Annotated in this window: 19 protein-coding genes; 12 read left to right on the forward strand and 7 right to left on the reverse strand. The window is 56.5% G+C overall.

Annotated elements, in window-relative coordinates; genetic code table 11:
- Nucleotides 1–18 precede the first annotated feature (18 nt).
- Together QZ534_RS00340 and QZ534_RS00345 are read left to right on the forward strand one after the other, a co-directional pair.
- The gene (locus QZ534_RS00340) at nt 19–1,902 is read left to right on the forward strand and encodes a monovalent cation:proton antiporter-2 (CPA2) family protein (protein ID WP_296929981.1); all 1,884 of its coding nucleotides are present in this window, start codon (nt 19–21) and stop codon (nt 1,900–1,902) included.
- A 52-nt stretch (nt 1,903–1,954) separates the two neighbouring features.
- Nucleotides 1,955–3,655 carry a BamA/TamA family outer membrane protein gene (locus QZ534_RS00345; protein WP_296929983.1) on the forward strand — a complete coding sequence of 567 codons (1,701 nt, stop codon included), beginning with the start codon at nt 1,955–1,957 and terminating at the stop codon, nt 3,653–3,655.
- Nucleotides 3,656–3,669: 14 nt separating this feature from the next.
- Here QZ534_RS00345 and QZ534_RS00350 read toward each other — a convergent pair whose 3' ends face one another.
- On the reverse strand, nt 3,670–4,587 hold the full coding sequence (locus tag QZ534_RS00350) for a DMT family transporter (RefSeq protein ID WP_296929985.1): 918 nt from the start codon (nt 4,585–4,587) through the stop codon (nt 3,670–3,672).
- A 122-nt stretch (nt 4,588–4,709) separates the two neighbouring features.
- Between QZ534_RS00350 and QZ534_RS00355 the strand changes: the two genes are divergently transcribed.
- The 3 genes from QZ534_RS00355 (at nt 4,710) to QZ534_RS00365 (ending at nt 7,439) form a co-directional block, all read left to right on the forward strand.
- Nucleotides 4,710–5,606: a LysR family transcriptional regulator gene (locus QZ534_RS00355; RefSeq protein ID WP_296929986.1), complete on the forward strand. Its 897-nt coding sequence runs from the start codon at nt 4,710–4,712 to the stop codon at nt 5,604–5,606.
- Between the two features lie 124 nt (nt 5,607–5,730).
- Nucleotides 5,731–6,357 (forward strand): NAD(P)H-dependent oxidoreductase, encoded by a 627-nt coding sequence (locus tag QZ534_RS00360; protein WP_296929988.1) that lies wholly within the window; start codon nt 5,731–5,733, stop codon nt 6,355–6,357.
- Between the two features lie 116 nt (nt 6,358–6,473).
- Entirely contained in the window at nt 6,474–7,439 is a 966-nt protein-coding gene (locus QZ534_RS00365) for a putative zinc-binding metallopeptidase (protein ID WP_296929991.1), read from the forward strand.
- A 20-nt stretch (nt 7,440–7,459) separates the two neighbouring features.
- Here QZ534_RS00365 and QZ534_RS00370 read toward each other — a convergent pair whose 3' ends face one another.
- Nucleotides 7,460–8,029 (reverse strand): NnrU family protein, encoded by a 570-nt coding sequence (locus tag QZ534_RS00370; RefSeq protein ID WP_296929993.1) that lies wholly within the window; start codon nt 8,027–8,029, stop codon nt 7,460–7,462.
- A 125-nt stretch (nt 8,030–8,154) separates the two neighbouring features.
- Between QZ534_RS00370 and QZ534_RS00375 the strand changes: the two genes are divergently transcribed.
- On the forward strand, nt 8,155–8,568 hold the full coding sequence (locus QZ534_RS00375; protein WP_296929996.1) for a hypothetical protein: 414 nt from the start codon (nt 8,155–8,157) through the stop codon (nt 8,566–8,568).
- On the opposite strand, the gene QZ534_RS00380 is transcribed toward QZ534_RS00375, so the two are convergent.
- Nucleotides 8,565–8,984, reverse strand: a complete 420-nt coding sequence (locus QZ534_RS00380) for an AraC family transcriptional regulator (RefSeq protein ID WP_366935806.1) — start codon at nt 8,982–8,984, stop codon at nt 8,565–8,567. The two genes, QZ534_RS00375 and QZ534_RS00380, sit on opposite strands and share 4 nt — an antisense overlap.
- On the opposite strand from QZ534_RS00380, the gene QZ534_RS00385 reads away from it, so the two are divergent.
- Nucleotides 8,931–9,185 carry a hypothetical protein gene (locus tag QZ534_RS00385; RefSeq protein ID WP_296930674.1) on the forward strand — a complete coding sequence of 85 codons (255 nt, stop codon included), beginning with the start codon at nt 8,931–8,933 and terminating at the stop codon, nt 9,183–9,185. The genes QZ534_RS00380 and QZ534_RS00385 overlap by 54 nt on opposite strands.
- A 420-nt stretch (nt 9,186–9,605) precedes the next feature.
- Entirely contained in the window at nt 9,606–10,472 is an 867-nt protein-coding gene (locus tag QZ534_RS00390) for an EamA family transporter (protein ID WP_296929998.1), read from the forward strand.
- Here QZ534_RS00390 and QZ534_RS00395 read toward each other — a convergent pair.
- Nucleotides 10,442–10,933, reverse strand: a complete 492-nt coding sequence (locus QZ534_RS00395) for a nucleoside deaminase (protein WP_296930000.1) — start codon at nt 10,931–10,933, stop codon at nt 10,442–10,444. The genes QZ534_RS00390 and QZ534_RS00395 overlap by 31 nt on opposite strands.
- A 185-nt stretch (nt 10,934–11,118) precedes the next feature.
- Between QZ534_RS00395 and QZ534_RS00400 the strand changes: the two genes are divergently transcribed.
- Nucleotides 11,119–11,457 carry a plastocyanin/azurin family copper-binding protein gene (locus QZ534_RS00400; protein WP_296930003.1) on the forward strand — a complete coding sequence of 113 codons (339 nt, stop codon included), beginning with the start codon at nt 11,119–11,121 and terminating at the stop codon, nt 11,455–11,457.
- 48 nt (nt 11,458–11,505) lie between these two features.
- On the opposite strand, the gene QZ534_RS00405 is transcribed toward QZ534_RS00400, so the two are convergent.
- Nucleotides 11,506–12,444 carry a sensor domain-containing diguanylate cyclase gene (locus QZ534_RS00405; RefSeq protein WP_296930006.1) on the reverse strand — a complete coding sequence of 313 codons (939 nt, stop codon included), beginning with the start codon at nt 12,442–12,444 and terminating at the stop codon, nt 11,506–11,508.
- A 216-nt stretch (nt 12,445–12,660) separates the two neighbouring features.
- Nucleotides 12,661–13,854 (reverse strand): multidrug effflux MFS transporter, encoded by a 1,194-nt coding sequence (locus QZ534_RS00410; RefSeq protein WP_296930008.1) that lies wholly within the window; start codon nt 13,852–13,854, stop codon nt 12,661–12,663.
- Between the two features lie 198 nt (nt 13,855–14,052).
- Between QZ534_RS00410 and QZ534_RS00415 the strand changes: the two genes are divergently transcribed.
- Together QZ534_RS00415 and QZ534_RS00420 are read left to right on the forward strand one after the other, a co-directional pair.
- Nucleotides 14,053–15,102 (forward strand): mechanosensitive ion channel domain-containing protein, encoded by a 1,050-nt coding sequence (locus QZ534_RS00415; protein ID WP_296930010.1) that lies wholly within the window; start codon nt 14,053–14,055, stop codon nt 15,100–15,102.
- Nucleotides 15,103–15,162: 60 nt separating this feature from the next.
- The gene (locus QZ534_RS00420) at nt 15,163–15,546 is read left to right on the forward strand and encodes a DUF2750 domain-containing protein (RefSeq protein WP_296930013.1); all 384 of its coding nucleotides are present in this window, start codon (nt 15,163–15,165) and stop codon (nt 15,544–15,546) included.
- A 9-nt stretch (nt 15,547–15,555) separates the two neighbouring features.
- On the opposite strand, the gene QZ534_RS00425 is transcribed toward QZ534_RS00420, so the two are convergent.
- Nucleotides 15,556–16,359: a glucose 1-dehydrogenase gene (locus tag QZ534_RS00425; protein WP_296930017.1), complete on the reverse strand. Its 804-nt coding sequence runs from the start codon at nt 16,357–16,359 to the stop codon at nt 15,556–15,558.
- A 154-nt stretch (nt 16,360–16,513) separates the two neighbouring features.
- On the opposite strand from QZ534_RS00425, the gene trxC reads away from it, so the two are divergent.
- The gene (trxC, locus tag QZ534_RS00430) at nt 16,514–16,954 is read left to right on the forward strand and encodes a thioredoxin TrxC (RefSeq protein ID WP_296930020.1); all 441 of its coding nucleotides are present in this window, start codon (nt 16,514–16,516) and stop codon (nt 16,952–16,954) included.
- Nucleotides 16,955–17,111: the final 157 nt, after the last annotated feature.

Raw genomic sequence — 17,111 nt, forward strand, 5'->3', positions numbered from 1 at the left:
ACGTCAAGGAAAACATTGATGACAGTTTATTTCGTCCAGGCCTTTATCTACCTGGTGGCAGCAGTGATCGCTGTGCCCCTGGCAAAACGCTTTGGTCTGGGTTCGGTCCTGGGCTATCTGGTGGCGGGTGTGGTGATCGGCCCGGTTACCGGGCTGGTAGGGCAGGAAGCCAACACCATCCAGCATTTCGCCGAGTTTGGCGTGGTAATGATGCTTTTCCTGGTTGGCATGGAACTGGACCCCAAAGCGCTCTGGGCCATGCGTGTCCGTCTGGTCGGACTTGGTGGGCTGCAGGTGGTGTTGACCGTCGCCGCCGGTATGGCTGTGGCTGTCTGGCTCGGGCTTCAGTGGCAGACGGCGCTTGCGGTCGGTCTGATCTTTGCGTTGTCGTCCACGGCGATAGTCCTTCAGACCCTCAACGAAAAGGGATTGGTTAAAACCGAAGGCGGTCGCAGCGCCTTCTCGGTGTTGCTGTTCCAGGATATTGCGGTCATTCCCATGCTCGCACTGATTCCGTTGCTGGCGTTGCCGGAACTGATGGCGGCCGGTGGCGCCACTGAAGACCATGGCAGTCACTTGAGCCTGGTAGACAGCCTGCCAGGCTGGGCCCATGGGCTGGTTGTGGTGGCAGCCATCGCCGCCGTGGTTGTGGGTGGCCATTACCTGAGCAGGCCCCTGTTTCGGTATGTGGTGCAGTCAGGTTTGCGTGAAGTGTTTACCGCCACCGCGTTGATGCTTGTGATCGGAATTGCTGCGCTGATGAGCCTGGTGAACCTGTCGCCCGCGCTCGGGGCTTTCCTGGCCGGCGTAGTATTGGCCAACAGTGAATTCCGGCACGAGCTGGAAGCGAACATTGAACCCTTCAAAGGCCTGCTGTTGGGCCTGTTCTTTATTACCGTGGGCGCGGGCATCAATTTTGACGTTCTGGCGGACCAATGGGGAACGGTGGTGTCCCTGGCTGTGTCCGTGATTGTGGTCAAGGCCGCTATTCTGCTGGGCCTGGCGTTGCTGTTCAGGGTTCGTGGCAGCAATGGCTGGCTGTTTACACTGGCTTTGGCCCAGGCCGGTGAATTCGGGTTTGTGCTTCTGACCTACAGCGTCCAGAACAACGTGATTCCTGTGGAAACCTCCCAGATTCTGTCGCTGGTAGTTGCGCTATCCATGTTCCTGACGCCGCTGCTGTTTATTGTCTATGACCGATTGGTGCTACCGCGCTACCGGCGTTCGCAGAATGATGACCGGGAGGCGGATACCATCGACGAGCAGGCGCCGGTTATCGTCGCCGGAGTTGGTCGTTTCGGCCAGATCGTCTGCCGGTTGTTGCGGGCCAATAAGGTTCCGATCGTGGCGCTGGACCATGAGATTGAGCAGATCGAGAACCTCCGGCAGATCAATATCAGGAGTTTCTTCGGGGATGCCAGTCGGCCGGATTTGCTGGAAACGGCAGGCATCGAACAGGCTCGGCTGCTGGTGGTGGCGATCGACGATCGGGACCGTTCGGTCCAGATGGTGGAGCACGTGAAGCAGTTCTTTCCTGGTGTCTGGGTCTTGGCACGCGCCTTCGACAGAGGCCACGGATACCAGTTGAGGGAGGCCGGTGCCGATGATGTGGTGAGTGAAACCTATCATTCGGCGCTTGAACTCGGTGGGCATGCATTGACTGCCATGGGCGTGCACCCGATGCGTGCCCGCCAGATGACCTGGGCATTTCTCGACAACGAAAAAGCCCACGAGGATGAGTTGTTCGATGCCTGGAAAGAAATCGAGGAAGGTATCCGGTTCAGCCCCCGTTATGGTGAACTGTTCATGAAGCTGGAAGAAGCGCTCAGCAGCGCCATGCATCGGGACTGGGAGGAGCCGAAGCAGGAGGACGTTCCTGTATGGCGGCCGCCGGACCGCTGACAGTGAAGTAACGCTGGGCTAGATTATTGTCTGTGCGGCAGCAGAGGTCAGTATGGTGTTCAGGAAAGCGCTTGTTGTTTCAGGTCTGGTTTTCGCCGGGTCCTGCGCCGCTGCGGAATCGGACAGAAACGAGTGCATCGCCAGCAGCATTCAGCCGGAAGCCATTGATCTGGACAAACCTAGGGATCAGCTCGCCCGGCAGAACGATCTGGTCATTCCGGAGGGTGCGCGCATTGGTAGCATCCAAATTCTTCGCCGTCCGATCTTTGACACCACTGATCCCGAGCAGAACAACGCGCTGTATCGAACCCTGAACGCCCTCAACACGCCTACCTGGGAATCTGCGCTGCGCGCTCAGTTGGTGTTCGAGGAAGGCGACGTCTACGAGCCCGAGCTTATTTCCGAATCCGAGCGGGTGCTGCGCCAGCGGGAATATCTGACCGCAGCCTGGGTGGGCGTTACCCGGGTTTGTGGAGACGAAATCGAGGTAAGTGTTCTGACGAGGGATACCTGGACGCTTTTCCCCAGCGTTGGTGTGTCGCGATCCGGAGGCGAGAACACCACCAACTTCGGATTGTCCGATCCCAACTTTGCCGGCTCAGGAAAGAGCCTTGGTATCGGCTATGCGAAGGACCCGGACCGCACCGAAACCAGTCTGTATTTTGATGATCCGAACGTCCTGGGTTCGCACTGGCAGGCAGGGTTCTCGTTCGATGAACGGAGCGATGGCCGGGGCCGAGGCGCTTACCTTGAGAGGCCTTTCTTCAGCGAAACGACCAACTGGCGATTTGGTCTGAGTGGTATCGACGATGTCCGGGAAGAATCCCGCTACGTCGGAGCAGAGGCCATTGCCGATTATCGGCGCAGCCACGAGTTTTTCAGCATTGATGGAGGCTGGCGCCTCGCTGAGAGGGACGACCGGCAACTGAGATTGCTTGCTGGCTACCGCTACGATGCACTCGCTTTCGACCAATTACCCAACGAACCCAATCTCGACATCCTGCCTGAAGACAGAACCCTGAGTTATCCCTGGATTGGCTTCGATTATCGCCAGAATCGCTTCCGGGAAATGACCAACCTGACCCGGCTTCAGAGGGTCGAGGATGTGCGTGATGGATTCGTGTGGCGAACCGAGCTGGGCTACTCTGGCAGCGGGCTGGGTGCCACCGAGGACCGTGTGGTTCTTAATATGGATTTCCAGGATGTACTGCACGTAACCGAGACCAACTACGCCAGCTATACCCTCAGCCAGAGCGGCACTTATCGTCTCGACGAGGACCAGGTAGAAAATCTGCTGGGGACTGTGAGCGTTCAGTATTTTCACGGCGGCTCAGAGCGGTGGAATAGCTGGTATACCAACCTCGCGTTCACGGCAGCGCACAATCTGACGGCCGATCAGCAGCTGCTTATTGGTGGTGAGAATGGTCTTCGCGGTTACCCGAGTGAATACCAGCAGGGCAATCGCCGGGTGCTATGGACCCTTGAACGGCGCTACTTCCCGGACTGGCATCCATTCAAGCTGTTCCGAGTGGGCGGCGTCATTTTTACAGACGTCGGCCGGGCCTGGTTCACCGACGACCGGAATAGTGGCCCTGACGAAGGCGTGCTGAAAGATGTCGGCTTCGGTATGAGGCTCGCGTCCAGCCGCATCGAGGTGCAACGGATGCTGCACCTCGACTTTGCCTTCCCGCTGGATGGCGACGACAGTATTGATGACTTTCAGATACTGCTGCGGGGTCGAAGCCAGTTCTAAAACCCAGGTTCTGCCTAAGGCTCAAGGGTTTTTTCTTTCTTCCTGTTGCTTATCCTGAGTCCGAGGATTACCAGGAAAGCACCCAGCCAGATGGTTAACGAGTAGTTCTCCCTGAACCAGATAACCCCGATCAGCAATCCGAACACGGCCGCTACTGCACCGAGCTGACTGTAAAACACTGGGTTGGAGCGCCGCTGCAGTTCAAAGGCGCAAAGGTAGGTCAGCGCGGTAAGTAGTCCCTGCAGAACAACAATGCCAATAAGATCCGATCCCATGCCCTTCGGAAAAATAGGGGTGTCCGTCAGGCTGGCGACCAGGGCAAGCGTGAAAGCTGACGCCAGCAGCGTACCTGATGCAAGAATCATGGGTTTTACATCATCAGGCCAAGCCACTGAGCGATAGACGTTACCGATGGATAGCATCGCCGGGATAATCAGGCCCATGGCGAACCAGAGTATGTTCGGGCTACTGATCTCGGAATGACGTTGCAGCACAATCCAGGCGCAGGCGACGACCGCAATGGATAACCCGGCCAGTTTGATCCAGCTTCGCTTTTCCAGGCCGATGCTGGTGGCGAGCAGGAACGTGAATATGGGTGGAAGGGCATACATGATCCCCATGAAACCGGCTCCGAGTTTGGTGACCAGATAAAATCCAATGACATTCGGAACCGCGATACCGGTCAAACCGCTGATAAGAAAATAGCGGGTCAGGCGACGTTCCAGCAGTGAGCGGCGTTTATGGGAGCTCAACAGTAGAAGGACTCCTGCAATGAGCGTTTGCCAGAAGGCATAAGTGACTGCGGGCATACCCTGGGATGTTGCCGCTTTCGCCAGCGCCAGCATCAGTGCGATCAGAAATCCGTTGGCCAGCAGTAGGCCCCAGATCAAGGCTTGGGGAGGGATAAACGAACGCTGCGCTGAGGCTATCATCACTGAATGCTCCGGGTTGTGAGGGTTATCACCGGTAGTCAGTGTGCCGCAATCCATTAAGTTGATAATTGGGCGTGATCGAATAATACTCCTTCCAAATCGGAAATAATCGGGAGTTTCCAGTGGCCACAGACAAGCTGGTAGCCATGAACATCTTCAGGCGTGTTGCGGAATTGGGCAGTTTCACCAGGGCTGCGGATGACCTGGATATCACAGCCGCGACGGTGAGTAAGCACATTGCCTTTCTGGAGCGGGATCTGGACACCAGGTTGATTAACCGGACCACTCGCCGCATGAACCTGACAGATGCGGGGCTCGTCTTTCTGCAACGGACTCAGGCGTTGTTGGATGATCTGGAAGAGGCAGAGCTTGAGGCAAGAGGGTTGCAGGCAGAGCCGCGAGGGACGATAAGGCTGAATGTGCCTATGTCGTTCGGGTTGACCCACATAACTGAGGCTATCGACAGTTTTCTGCGGGACTATCCCGAAATCGATATCGACCTTCAGCTCAGTGATCGAATGGTTGATCTGGTGGAGCAGGGCGTTGATATCGCCATTCGGGTTCGAAGCTCTTTGGCCGATTCAACCCTGATGGCCAGACCACTCAGAACATCCAGAAATATCGTATGCGCATCACCGGAGTATCTGAAGAACGCACCTGAGGTTCATGTCCCGAATGATTTGGCAGGGCACAACTGTCTGACGTTCAGTCTCCACGACCGGCCGAGAGTCTGGGAGCTTGGCGATCAGGAGGTGATCGTCAACGGCAACTACAGGACAGACAGCAGCCTTGCGATCCGACAGAGCTTGTTGAGAGGGACTGGTGTTGGCTTGGTGCCGCGTTTTCTGGTGCAGGACGATATTGAAAAGGGCTCCCTGGTTCCCCTGCTGCCCGAGTTCCCTCCGAAGCCATATACCGTCTTCGCCCTTTTCCCGCCCGGGCGTAACCAACCGACGAAGGTTCGTTTATTGCTCGATCATCTCGACCAGCATTTGGGTGAGAAGCCTTACTGGGAATAGCGCTGAAACCGGCACTTTACCTCTGGCTATTTCCATTTCGGAAAAAATGTAATTCTATTCTGTCGATTTTTTGGGGCTCTCAAGTTCCATAGAGTTGCTACTTCAACTTGAAGGAGACAACGTTATGGACATACACAAAGCCCTGGACTGGCGCTACGCCGTCCGTGAATTTTCGCCTGAAAAACTGAGTGGGCACATTGTGGAAACTCTGGTTGATGCGGCCCGCAAGAGCGCCTCGTCCTATGGATTGCAGCCATACAAAATCCTGGTGCTGGAGAGTAAGTCACTCCGGCAGGATTTGCTGCCCTATTCATATGGCCAGCAGAAGGTTGTGGACTGCTCGCATTTGATCGTTTTTGCCGCCCATACCAATATTGGCGATCACACAGTGGACAGGTATGTCACGCAGTTTGAGAAAACCCGGGGCGTACCTGCGGCGGAGATCTCGGGCTATGTGACTCACATGAAAGAGGCACTCGCATCCAAGTCGCAAGCAGAGAAACAGGCGTGGGCGCACCAGCAAGCCTATATCGCCCTGGGTACGCTGCTCACTGCGGCCGCCTCCATGCGGATCGACAGTTGCCCTATGACCGGTTTTGATCACAACGCCTACGATGACGTGCTTGGATTGGCAAACCTGGGTCTGGAGAGTTCGGCCATTGTTGCCCTGGGTTACCGAAGTGCCCGTGACCGAAGTTCAGGCTTGCCGAAAGTGCGTTTTGATTACGACGATCTGGTGATCAGGATGTAAGTAGTTGCTTGGCCGATTTGTCGCTCCGGCTGGTGTTCCTTGGCTATAGGGTATAGGTTCGGAAGAACGGCGATACATTTTCGAGCATACTGCCGCCTAAAAGGAGCACCAGCTCTATGAAGGTTTTTTCTAACCCGGTGGGTTCCGGAAATCTGTGGTTTGATAATCTGACCACTGCCGAGGGTACACCGGTCGCTTACGACCCACAGGCAAGGGCGTTCGTTCCCATGCCTCCCTTCTGTGTAAATCGGGACATTATTGGCTGCAACTGGATAGCGCCCGAGAAAGGCGCTTTCTGCCGGTCTTGCGCGATGACGGCGCTGGCACCCGACCCCAACATTCCCAATGCCATGCCGAACTGGGCCGAGACTGAGGCCGCAAAGCGCTGGGCGCTGGACAATCTCGGCCGTTGGCACTGGTTCCGCCCTGAGGATCCTGGTACGCGCCCGGTTTTCCATATGTTGGCCGAGGGGCTGACTCCGGTTGCCATGGGGCATGCGAACGGTGTGGTAACCATCAGTGTCGCAGAGGCGGATCCAGTGGTTCGTACCACCCGAAGGCAAGCCCTGGAAGAACCCTATCGAACCATGGTCGGCCACATGCGCCATGAAATCGCTCATATGCTCTGGTGGCGCCTGAGTTTGCGGGAAGATTTTCTGGATGCGTTCCGGGAGATGTTTGGTGACGAGCGCGCCGATTATCCGGCGGCCCTTGAGCATCACTATCATAACGGTCCGCCGGAAGACTGGAGGCTGTTCTATCTGACCAGTTACGCCTCGGCACACCCTCACGAGGACTGGGCAGAAACCGCTGCACATTTGCTGCACCTGACAGACATCACTGACAGCCTTGTTTCAGCCGGTCTGACATCGCCAGAGGTGCCGAGGCAGGGCTGGGATCCTTACGCCGAGCCCGACACGGCCATGCTGATTAACGTTGCGGCGTCGCTGGCCATTCGGGTTAACCATGTGAACCGCTCCATGGGCCTTTCTGATCTGTACCCGTTTGTCCTGTCCGAAACGGCGCAACGCAAGCTCGCGTTCGTGCACGACTGGTTGCGCCGCGGAGCTCAGGGACTCTAGTAAGGTTGTGCGCCGGTCAATCAGGCCGGCGCCACGCCAAAGAGCCACTGGTGGGCCCAGACGACCATAATCACGTACACCGCGAGGCCACCAACGACGGCAATGATGTCATTGGCTTTGGTGGCTGGCAGCGTTGGAATGGCCCGTTGCGTTCTGCGTTTCATGGAGATCCGGTCGGCCACGGCCCAGGCCAGGAACGAGCCGAACAGCAGAAGATCGTGGAGCATTCCGTTTGCGAGAAGGTGTGCCAGCGCCCAGAGTTTGACGGCAACGAGCATGGGGTGCCCCAGTTTTGCCTTGATTTTCCCGGGGAAGTAGGTGGCAAACAGCAGCGGGAATACAGGCACCAGAAGCAGGAAGGCCACATGCTTTAGCCAGGCGGGTGGCACGTAGATAACGGTTGGATCCATCCGGGCTGCACCGTAACCCCAAATGATCAGAACCAGACCAACAAGGGACACCACGGAATAGAGTCCTTTGAAGGCTCCCTCGCCCATAGATGCGTTCAGCCGGTTGCGCAGGGGTTCGTTTACGATGGAGAGCGAATGCACGCCGAGAAACAGAACGAGACCAACGATCAGTGTGGTCATTTGCAAAACTCCTTTTGGCTCAAGCGAAAGGGTTGTTCGATTGGCAGGGTGCTTGGTTTGGAAAGCCCGTGCACGTGAAATCCTGATTAGTATAGGAAACCGGGACAGCAGATGCCTGAGCGTTTATGATCGGCGATCTGATTCACCGGATTGAAAAGGCGCCCATGAAGTTTCCCAAGGTCACTGTTGTACTGGTTTCTGCCGCCCTGCTGTTTGTTCTCTGGGACCAGACCCGCGAACAACCCGAACCCGTTGATGCCAGCCGCCTGACCAATCTGCGGGCCAATCCCGTTGAACTCAGCGCCGCAGTTGACTGGATTTTCGCCCAGATTCCGGACTTCTGCTCAGACGCCACGGGCGAGGGCAGTGAAACCAAAGCCCATGCTGATTGCGTCAAAAAAGCCGAGGCACGAACCTCCACATGTCGGCGGACGCTTTACGATCGATTCCCGAGTGTTGTTGCCTCAGAGGCGGTATTCCGGGACGTTTCGCTCACGGCAATGACTTGTCTCGTGCCTCGATCGGGCTTGGTGAATTAGTAAGTGCAGTGGGATCGATAGCCTGATGGAGTGACTCCGAACCTTGATTTGAATGCCCGGCTGAATTGACTGGAATCATTGAATCCGCACGAGAGCGCAATGGCAGTGATTTTGTCTCTGCTGTTTCGAAGCCGGTCCCGGGCCAGGATTAATCGTTGCTCCTGTAAATATTGATACGGCGCACAACCGAATGTAGCCCTGAAGAGTCTGGCAAAATGATAGGGACTCAGGTTGACCCAGCCGGCCATGTCCCCAAGCGTCAAAGACTGGCCCAAATGAGCGTGGATACGCTCTTGCAGCATTCTGCGGTATCGAAATGACAGCTGTCCCGTAACCTCCGGCAGTGAATGCCGAACACCGGAATGGCGGCTGACAACGTGAAGAAGAAGCCATTGAGCGAGGTGATCCATGGCCATGGTCTGGCCTGGAGCCTGCCAGTCGCTGAGTGCCAGGAGCTTTCCAGCCTGGGCGAGAACCGGATCCTCGGCGTGGTACAGCTCGGAAAGCTGGCGCTTGTCTGGATCGGCATCCCAGGTCTGTTCGGCGCACCGGGCGACGTCCCGATCATTAAAATAAAAATGAAAAAATTCGAACTGGCCGCCGATTTGCCAAATTGAGCGGCTCCCCGCCGGAAACAGGCAGACGGCACCCGGAAAGCCCTGACTGACAACCTTGCCGTTCAACACCCTTCGGGCTTGCTCGCCTTTGTCTATGTAAATGCTCAAAGCATGGTGACGGGGCCGTTCATAGCGCACCTCGCCCTGACGATTCTGCCATTGCGCCAGAGCCCGCCCCTGATCCAGTTCCACCATTCGCTGCGGAGCGACGCCAGCGGTTCTCAGGGTATCGACAATGTCACGGTTTGCCGGGCGCGATTGCGTTGGGTGTTTAGGTATGGATTCGGAATCGGTCTGCATAGGGAGCCTCCGCAAGAATCATCCATGGTTCAGCAAGATCTGACAAGTTTGCGTGTGGTCTGAGTCCTATGCTTATCCCTGATCAATAATTGTTCCCGATAGTTACAGGACCCCACTGGCATGCCCATCTCTGCTCACTATGGTTTGACGGTACTGATCTGGGGGCTGACCTGGACGGCGATTCGCCTGCAGGTTGAAGCGGCCCCTGTCGATATCTCCGTTTTTTACCGATTCGTTATGGCCTCCATAGTGACACTGGTGGTTCTTGCCATCGTGCGCAGACTGGAGAAACTGACCCTGAAACAGCACGGGTGGCTGGTACTGCAGGGGGCGACCCTGTACAGCATCAACTTCCTTCTGATCTATCGTGCGGCTGAATCCATGACAAGCGGTCTGCTGGCGGTGGTATTTTCCCTGGCTGCGCTGTTTAACGCCCTGAATGGCTGGCTCTGGTTGCGATTGCGGCCCACCGCTCGGCTGTATCCGGCAATCTCTCTGGGGATCACCGGTGTGGCCCTGCTGTTCTGGCATGACCTGCAACTGGGTAACGCCACAGCTACCAGCATTCTTTTCGCCATTGCCGGCACCTTCTGGTTCTCCATGGGCAACCTGGTCAGCATCAAGGTGCGAATGTCTCAAGTGCCGCTGTTCCTGGCCAATGCATGGGCCATGGTTTACGGCGCGGTGATTCTTGGCATTTGGTGCCTGTTGCAGGGTGTGGAATGGGTGGTGCCCACTTCAGCGACATTCTGGGGAGCGACTGTATTCCTGGCGGTGCCTGGCTCTATCATTGCGTTTTATTGCTACATCACTGTCATCCAGACGCTCGGTGCCGACAAAGCAGGCTACGCCACGGTGCTTTTCCCCGTCGTGGCCCTGAGCGTTTCGACCTGGCTCGAGGGCTTTGAATGGACAGCAACGGCTGTGCTGGGAGCATCCCTGGCGCTGTTGGGGAACTATGTTTTATTCCGTTCCGCCAAGGCATAGCGCTGGTGTAGCTCTCGGATGGCGTCAGCAAGGACGGGGAATGGACCCTCAGTGGGAACACCTGGCACCACCTGATTGATTGGCAAGGTTGCCACGGGTGGTGGCGCCACATGCAGTTCGTCCAGCCAGGCTGAAAGCTGCTCTGAAGAGCTTGCATAAACGATTCGCCCAAGGCCAACCCAGCCATGGGCGGCTGCGCACATCGGGCAGTGTTCGCCGGAGGTATAGACCGTTGAGGCGGCTCGCTCATCCGGAGTCATGTTAGCAGCTGCCCAACGGGCTATTGCGAACTCGGGGTGCTGGGTTTCGTCTCCACCGGCAGTCTCGTTATGGCCCTCGTACCTGACGGCACCGGTTTCATCCACCAGCACGGAGCCAAAAGGCGGATTTCCGTTGTCCACTGCCATTGAGGCCAACTCCACACAGCGGGCCAGGTGTTTCATTTCAGTTTCGTAGATCACGTTGCCTCCTTCATTGACCTCGTGCGTCCAGGTAATGCATCCAAAGCATGCGAGCGGCTACGGCTCGCCACAGCTTCCCTCCGTTCAGGATCTGCCGTTACACATAGGAGCGAGCTTGCTCTGGCAGTGTATGCCGTCGATCTGTAGTTCCGCCATCATTCAATATCCGCAGACACGATGACAGTGTGTACGAAAAGGCCCTCATTGATTCTAAGGCCGAGCCTGGCGATACCGTCAAATTTGTCCTTGTCGATCCAGCCCACAACTCAGTGTCCGTAGAGGTGCCTGAGGGTGCTGAAGGCTGGCAGGGAGCCATGAATGAGGGCATCACGGTGACCCTGAACGAAGAGGGCGTATACGTTTATAAATGCACGCCTCACGCCGCGTTGAACATGGCCGGTGTCATTCAGGTAGGCGAAGCGGTCAATTACGACTCTGCGAAAGCCGCCGTGGATAAGCTCACTGCAGCCGCTGCAACGAACAAGGACCGTCTGACCGGTTACTTTGAGCAAGTCCAGCAGTAAGTTAATCGGGATAGAGGCCGCTCAGATTAATGCGCGGCCTTTTCTATTCTAATCGAAGACAATTCGATTACGGCCGTCCCGCTTCGCTTTATAGAGTCGCTGGTCGACCAGATCCAGGAAATCGGCGATGCGGTCGTCGCGTGAGGGAATCACAGTGCCTAGACCCATGCTCATCGTAACCTTTTTACTGTGCGGGCTGTCTCCTTGTGGAAGCTGTTTCTCGAGAAGCAACTGACGGCAGCGTTCAGCCACTCTGGTGGCAGCTGGTGTGTCCGTTTCGGGCAAGACGATCACGAATTCCTCACCACCGAACCTTGCCACGAAGTCGCGGGGACGTTGGGCCGCGTTCTCCAGTAGCGTAGCGATTCGTTTGAGACACTCATCGCCCTGCAAATGCCCGTAAAGATCGTTGTACGCTTTGAAATTGTCGATATCGAGCAGTATGACTGACAGAGAAGACTGGTGTCGGATGGCGTCGTTCCAGTTCTCGTTCATGACGGTATCAAACATTCGGCGGTTTGCGACGCCGGTAAGCCCATCCTTGTAAGAGTACTCTTCCAGTTTCTTCTGCAGTGCGACCAATTCGTCTTCGGTTTTCTTGCGCTCGCTGATGTCGAACATAAAGCCGATCAGAGCCTCGACATCGCCGTTATCGTCACGCACTACATGCACCACATCCCGCAACCAGACGTATTCTCCTCGTTCGGTGAGGGCCCGATAGTCCGCCTCATGATCGACTCCGGCCTCGGATTGCGATACGCAGAAATTGACGACCCGCTCCCGATCTTCGGGGTGCATACGGGTGGCCCAGTCGTCTACGGTTAGCCAGCTGTCCTGGGACCAGCCGAGCAAGGCTTCAATCTGGGGCCCTATGTACTCGAATCGCATGGTTCGCCAGTTGATTTTCCAGGGAATCGCTTTGGTTGACTCCAATAAGGTTCTGTAAACGGAGCTATCTTCAACCAGTCCAGCGGGGTTGTCACTCAATGCATTTTTCTCCGATTACCGAGCCAGAGCCGCTCTGTGTCTGCGTGATGAACGTAATAGGAACGTTGTCTCCTATGGTTAAGATAAACCAGTTCCCGCAACAAAAATACCGCTTTTGCCGCTTGCCGGTTTTGGGGATGATCCCGTTGTTTCAGGAGGTGTCACTTTGAGCACTCCTCCCCAAAAACTGTTCAGAAGATCCCTGTGCTGAAAGTGTTACAAACCGGATTCTTTCGCCAAAGCGACCGCCCGCGGCGCGCCCAGGGCGAGAAGCACGGCTCCCGATGAACAGGCCAGCATGGAAATGGCGATGGTCAGCAGAGTCTGGTCTCCCGAGACGGAAGATAGGGTGCTGACGGCCCCGGCAATGGTGAACTGTGATGCGCCCAACAGGGCCGCTGCAGTGCCGCTTAGATTGGGGAAAAACTCCATGGCATTGGCCATGTTGTTCGGCACGATGCCGCCCTGGCAGCCGATGGCAACAATGATGCAACCGGCCACCAGCCAGAGGGGCCCCTGCAACTGAACGCTGGTGACCAGAGCGACGAGAGCCAGGCATTGGGCAATAACCTGTGCGCGCACCAGCTGCACGGAGGAGAATCGCCTCAGCAGCGGGCGGTTGATCAGATTCAGCGCAGCCATGAACGCAATGTTGGCGGCGAACAACATGGCGAAGGTGCTGTTGGAGAGCCCATACCATTCCTGGTAAATGAATGAGGAGTTAGTGATAAACAACAGCATGGTGCTGAAGCACAGAACCTGAATGCCAATAAAGCGCATGGTGGTTTTGTGCCTGAGCACCAGCAGGTAATTGGTCACCAGTGAGCGAATGGGCGTGGTTGTTGGCGTGCGCGGTTTAAGTCTCGGGAAAAGCGCCACCTGCAGAGTCAGCACCAGAAATGCCGCATAGCCGGCCAGCATCAGGAATATCCAGTGCCACTCGCCCATTGCAAGCATCAGTGAACCCAGCGAGGGTGCCGCAGCGGGCGCTATGAACATGATCAGGCCAATGAGCCCGAACAGCCGGGCTGCGTCCTGTCCACTGACCTCGTCCCGGACAATGGCAGGAACCGATACTGCACAGAATGCTCCGCCAATTCCCTGAGCAATCCGCCAGAACACCATGTCGGACAGGGTATCAGCCAGCGATACCATGACTGCACCTGCCATAAAAATCAGCAATCCACCGAAAAGCACCGGTTTGCGACCGTATCGGTCAGACAGGGGGCCGCCCACCAGCTGGGCGAGGCCCAAGGTGGTTACATAGGCACTGAGCGTGAGCCCTACATGCCCGTGGTCCACGCCCAGACCGTCTGCAATGTCCGGAAAAGCGGGCAGGTAGGCATCAAGCGCCAACGGCCCCAGTGCCACGGTCATGCCCAGCAGTATCGCCAGCTGCAGATGGGACAAAACTGATCTCCTTGAAAGATAGAACCCTAACAATACGCTGGCATATTTCATCAGACCATGTGTATTTTCAGAAATCTCCGTGCATGACCGTTGTCGATGGCACGGTGCGAGGGGCTGGTCTAGTCTTTTACGGGGCTGAGTAGAATACAGGAATGTATTCGCCTGCCGACTTTTTTGATCGAATGCTCGGGAGGGCAGATGCTGGAATCGTTTGAAGCCGGTTTCAAGGCATGGTTGTGGCCGGGTTTTACGGCGATTCTCGCGGTTGCGATTACCTACATCGTTTACCGGCTGGCCCTGGCTGTGTTCCGGCATTTTTCAGAGTCCAGAACCGTCATCCGGCTGTTCCTGGATGCCGCTGCCCGTGCTCTTGGCGTGGTTTTTTGCCTGCTTGCCCTGGCAGGTTCTCTGGAGACTGCCCCACCTGATCTGCCCCTGATGGCTGCAATCCAGCAGGTTACAACCCTGTTGCTTGTGCTCGCCATTACCTGGGCGGCCGTCCGACTGACCTCGGCCATAGGTGAGGTCATCGTTGCCCTCAATCCGGTTTTGGAGGGGCAGTGGAAACGCGCTCGCAAGGTCGAAACCCAGACCCGATTCCTCGTGCGGGCACTGAATATCCTCATCGTTATTATTGGCCTGGGCGCCGCCCTGATGACCTTTGAATCGGTTCAGCACATGGGAGCCAGCCTGCTGGCCTCTGCCGGCGTTGGCGGCCTGATTCTCGGGTTTGCGGCCCGCCCCGTCCTGAGCAACCTTCTGGCGGGCATGCAGATTGCCCTGACCCAGCCCTTCCGTATAGACGATGTGCTGCATGTACAGGGCGAGTGGTGCTGGGTGGAAGAAGTTACAGCCACCTACGTGGTCTTGCGCGTATGGGATCTGCGCCGCCTGGTAGTTCCACTGCAATGGTTTATCGAAAACCCGTTCCAGAACTGGTCCAGAAATACCTCCGAGTTGCTGGGCACGGTCTTTATCTGGGTGGACTACACCATGCCGGTTGAGCCGCTCAGGCAGGAGTTCACCCGCTTGCTGAATGAGTCCGGCCTTTGGGATGGCGAATTTTCATCGGTACAGGTAACCGATTCCAGTGATCAGGCAATTCAGGTGCGATTTCTGATGAGCGCTGCGGATTCCAGCAAGAACTGGGACCTGAGATGTGCGGTCCGGGAGGGCATGGTAACCTTCATCCAGGAGCATTACCCGGCTCAGTTGCCAAGGCTCCGGGCCCGGGTGGTGGAAAACTGAGACTCCATGCTAGTCTCCCACGAATACCCAAATGCAAACGGCTGGAGCGGCGTACCGCGCATGAGCACTGAAAACCTTGATCAAGTAATCGAAATGGATGGTGAAGAGCGGTATGACTACTTCCTGAGCCATGTAGCCGAGGAACGGGAAATCTGGATTCTGGTGAATAGCGAAAGCCGGTTCCTCAAGATCGCCTCGGACGACGGCGACGTTGAATATCTGCCGGTATGGCCCACCTCGGCTTTTGCCTCCGACTACGCCGACGGCGGCGATGAGCTGACTCCCCGCAGCATTTCACTGCCGGACTTTTTTCGGAAGTGGGTACCCGGCCTGACGAAGGATGGCCTGGATGTGGGCGTGTTTCCCGGACTGGATAAAACGGTATGGATTACCGAGCCTGCAGAGCTCAAGCAGGACCTTCAGGATGTGATGTCAGAGTTCTGAATACCGACATTATCGTCTGGCCGGAGCGGAGGCGCTTCCGGCCAGTATGCCGCCGTCGATGTTCAGCTCGATGCCGGTGACGTAGTTTGATTCGTCTGAGGCGAGGTAAAGCGCAGCATAGGCAACATCCTCGGGTTTTCCCATCCTTCCGATTGGAACGCCAGCTTCTACCTCGGCTATCGCGGCCTCTCTTGCTTCTCCCTCTCCAAGCATCGCTTCCCACATCGGGCTCATGATGGCGCCGGGATGAATGGAGTTGCACCGGATCGGGTAGCCTTTTTCGGCACAGTAGAGCGCCACGGTCTTGGTGTGATTCCGGACGCCGGCCTTGCTGGAGGCGTAAGCAGCCGCCCCCGGAATACCAACAATCCCCGATCTTGAGGAAATGTTGACGATGCTGGCGGCCCGGGAAGTCTTCATCAGCTTGATCCCATACTTGCAGCCGAGGGCAACACCGTTCAGGTTTGTTGCATGAACGGTCTGCCAGGAATCAAGATCGAGGTTTTCCGGATCATGAGGCCCGCTACTCTCCAGAAATCCCGTAATGCCGGCGTTATTCACCAGGATGTCCAGGCCCCCGAACTGCTCCTCGATAAAGCTGACGCAATGGATCCACTGGGCTTCATCGCTCACGTCCAGATGGAGATAGTGCATGTCGAATTCTGAGCTATCAACGAGTGCCTGACCCTGCTGATCGTCAATATCTGACACGATGACCTTCGCTCCATGCTTCGCGAACTGAGCGGCGATAGCCTCACCAATGCCTCTGGCCGCTCCGGTAACCAGAGCCGTTTTGCCATCGAGTCTTCTCATCCTGAACCCCTGTATACCTGATGCTTTCCCACTCTTGCTGATCATTATGGCCGCAAACGGCCGGTCTGGCGATGCGAGCGTGAGCGCAGCGGCTTGATTTCCTGTCGTCTGCCCTGATCATTTTTACCAGTACACACTCTGAGGGTAATGAATCATGACCGACATCCGACACCTGGTTTGTCCCCACTGCCACAAGGTCAATCGCGTACCGGTGGAGAAACTGTCAGCCGGCGGAAATTGCGGCGCCTGCAAACAGCCGCTGTGGCCGGATCAGGTTCTGGAACTCACAGACCAGAGCTTTGCAGCCCATACCGGGCGTAGTGATTTACCGGTGCTGGTGGACTTCTGGGCGAGCTGGTGTGGCCCGTGCAAAATGATGGCACCGCAGTTTGAACAGGCCGCGAAAGATTGGCGGGGCAAAGTGCGCTTTGCCAAGCTCAATACCGAACAGGCCCAGGGCCCTGCCAGCCAGTTTGGCATTCGTAGCATCCCCACAATGATCCTGTTCCAGAATGGCCGGGAAGTGGCCCGCCAGAGCGGCGCCATGAATCAGGCGCAGATCAGTCAATGGCTGCAGTCCAAGGGAATTCGCTAGCCCGGAAAGGCTGTATTTTCTTTGGCCGGTCATAAAAACGCCATAATTGCTGAGGCCCTGCTAATGCAGGGCTGAATGCACCTATCCGAGCTGTTCCCACAAAGTTATCCACAGTTTTTGTGGGTAACGCTGAGTTCTCAACAATGTCGACTTTGTT

The sequence above is a fragment of the uncultured Marinobacter sp. genome, assembly GCF_913055835.1.
GTDB lineage: Bacteria > Pseudomonadota > Gammaproteobacteria > Pseudomonadales > Oleiphilaceae > Marinobacter.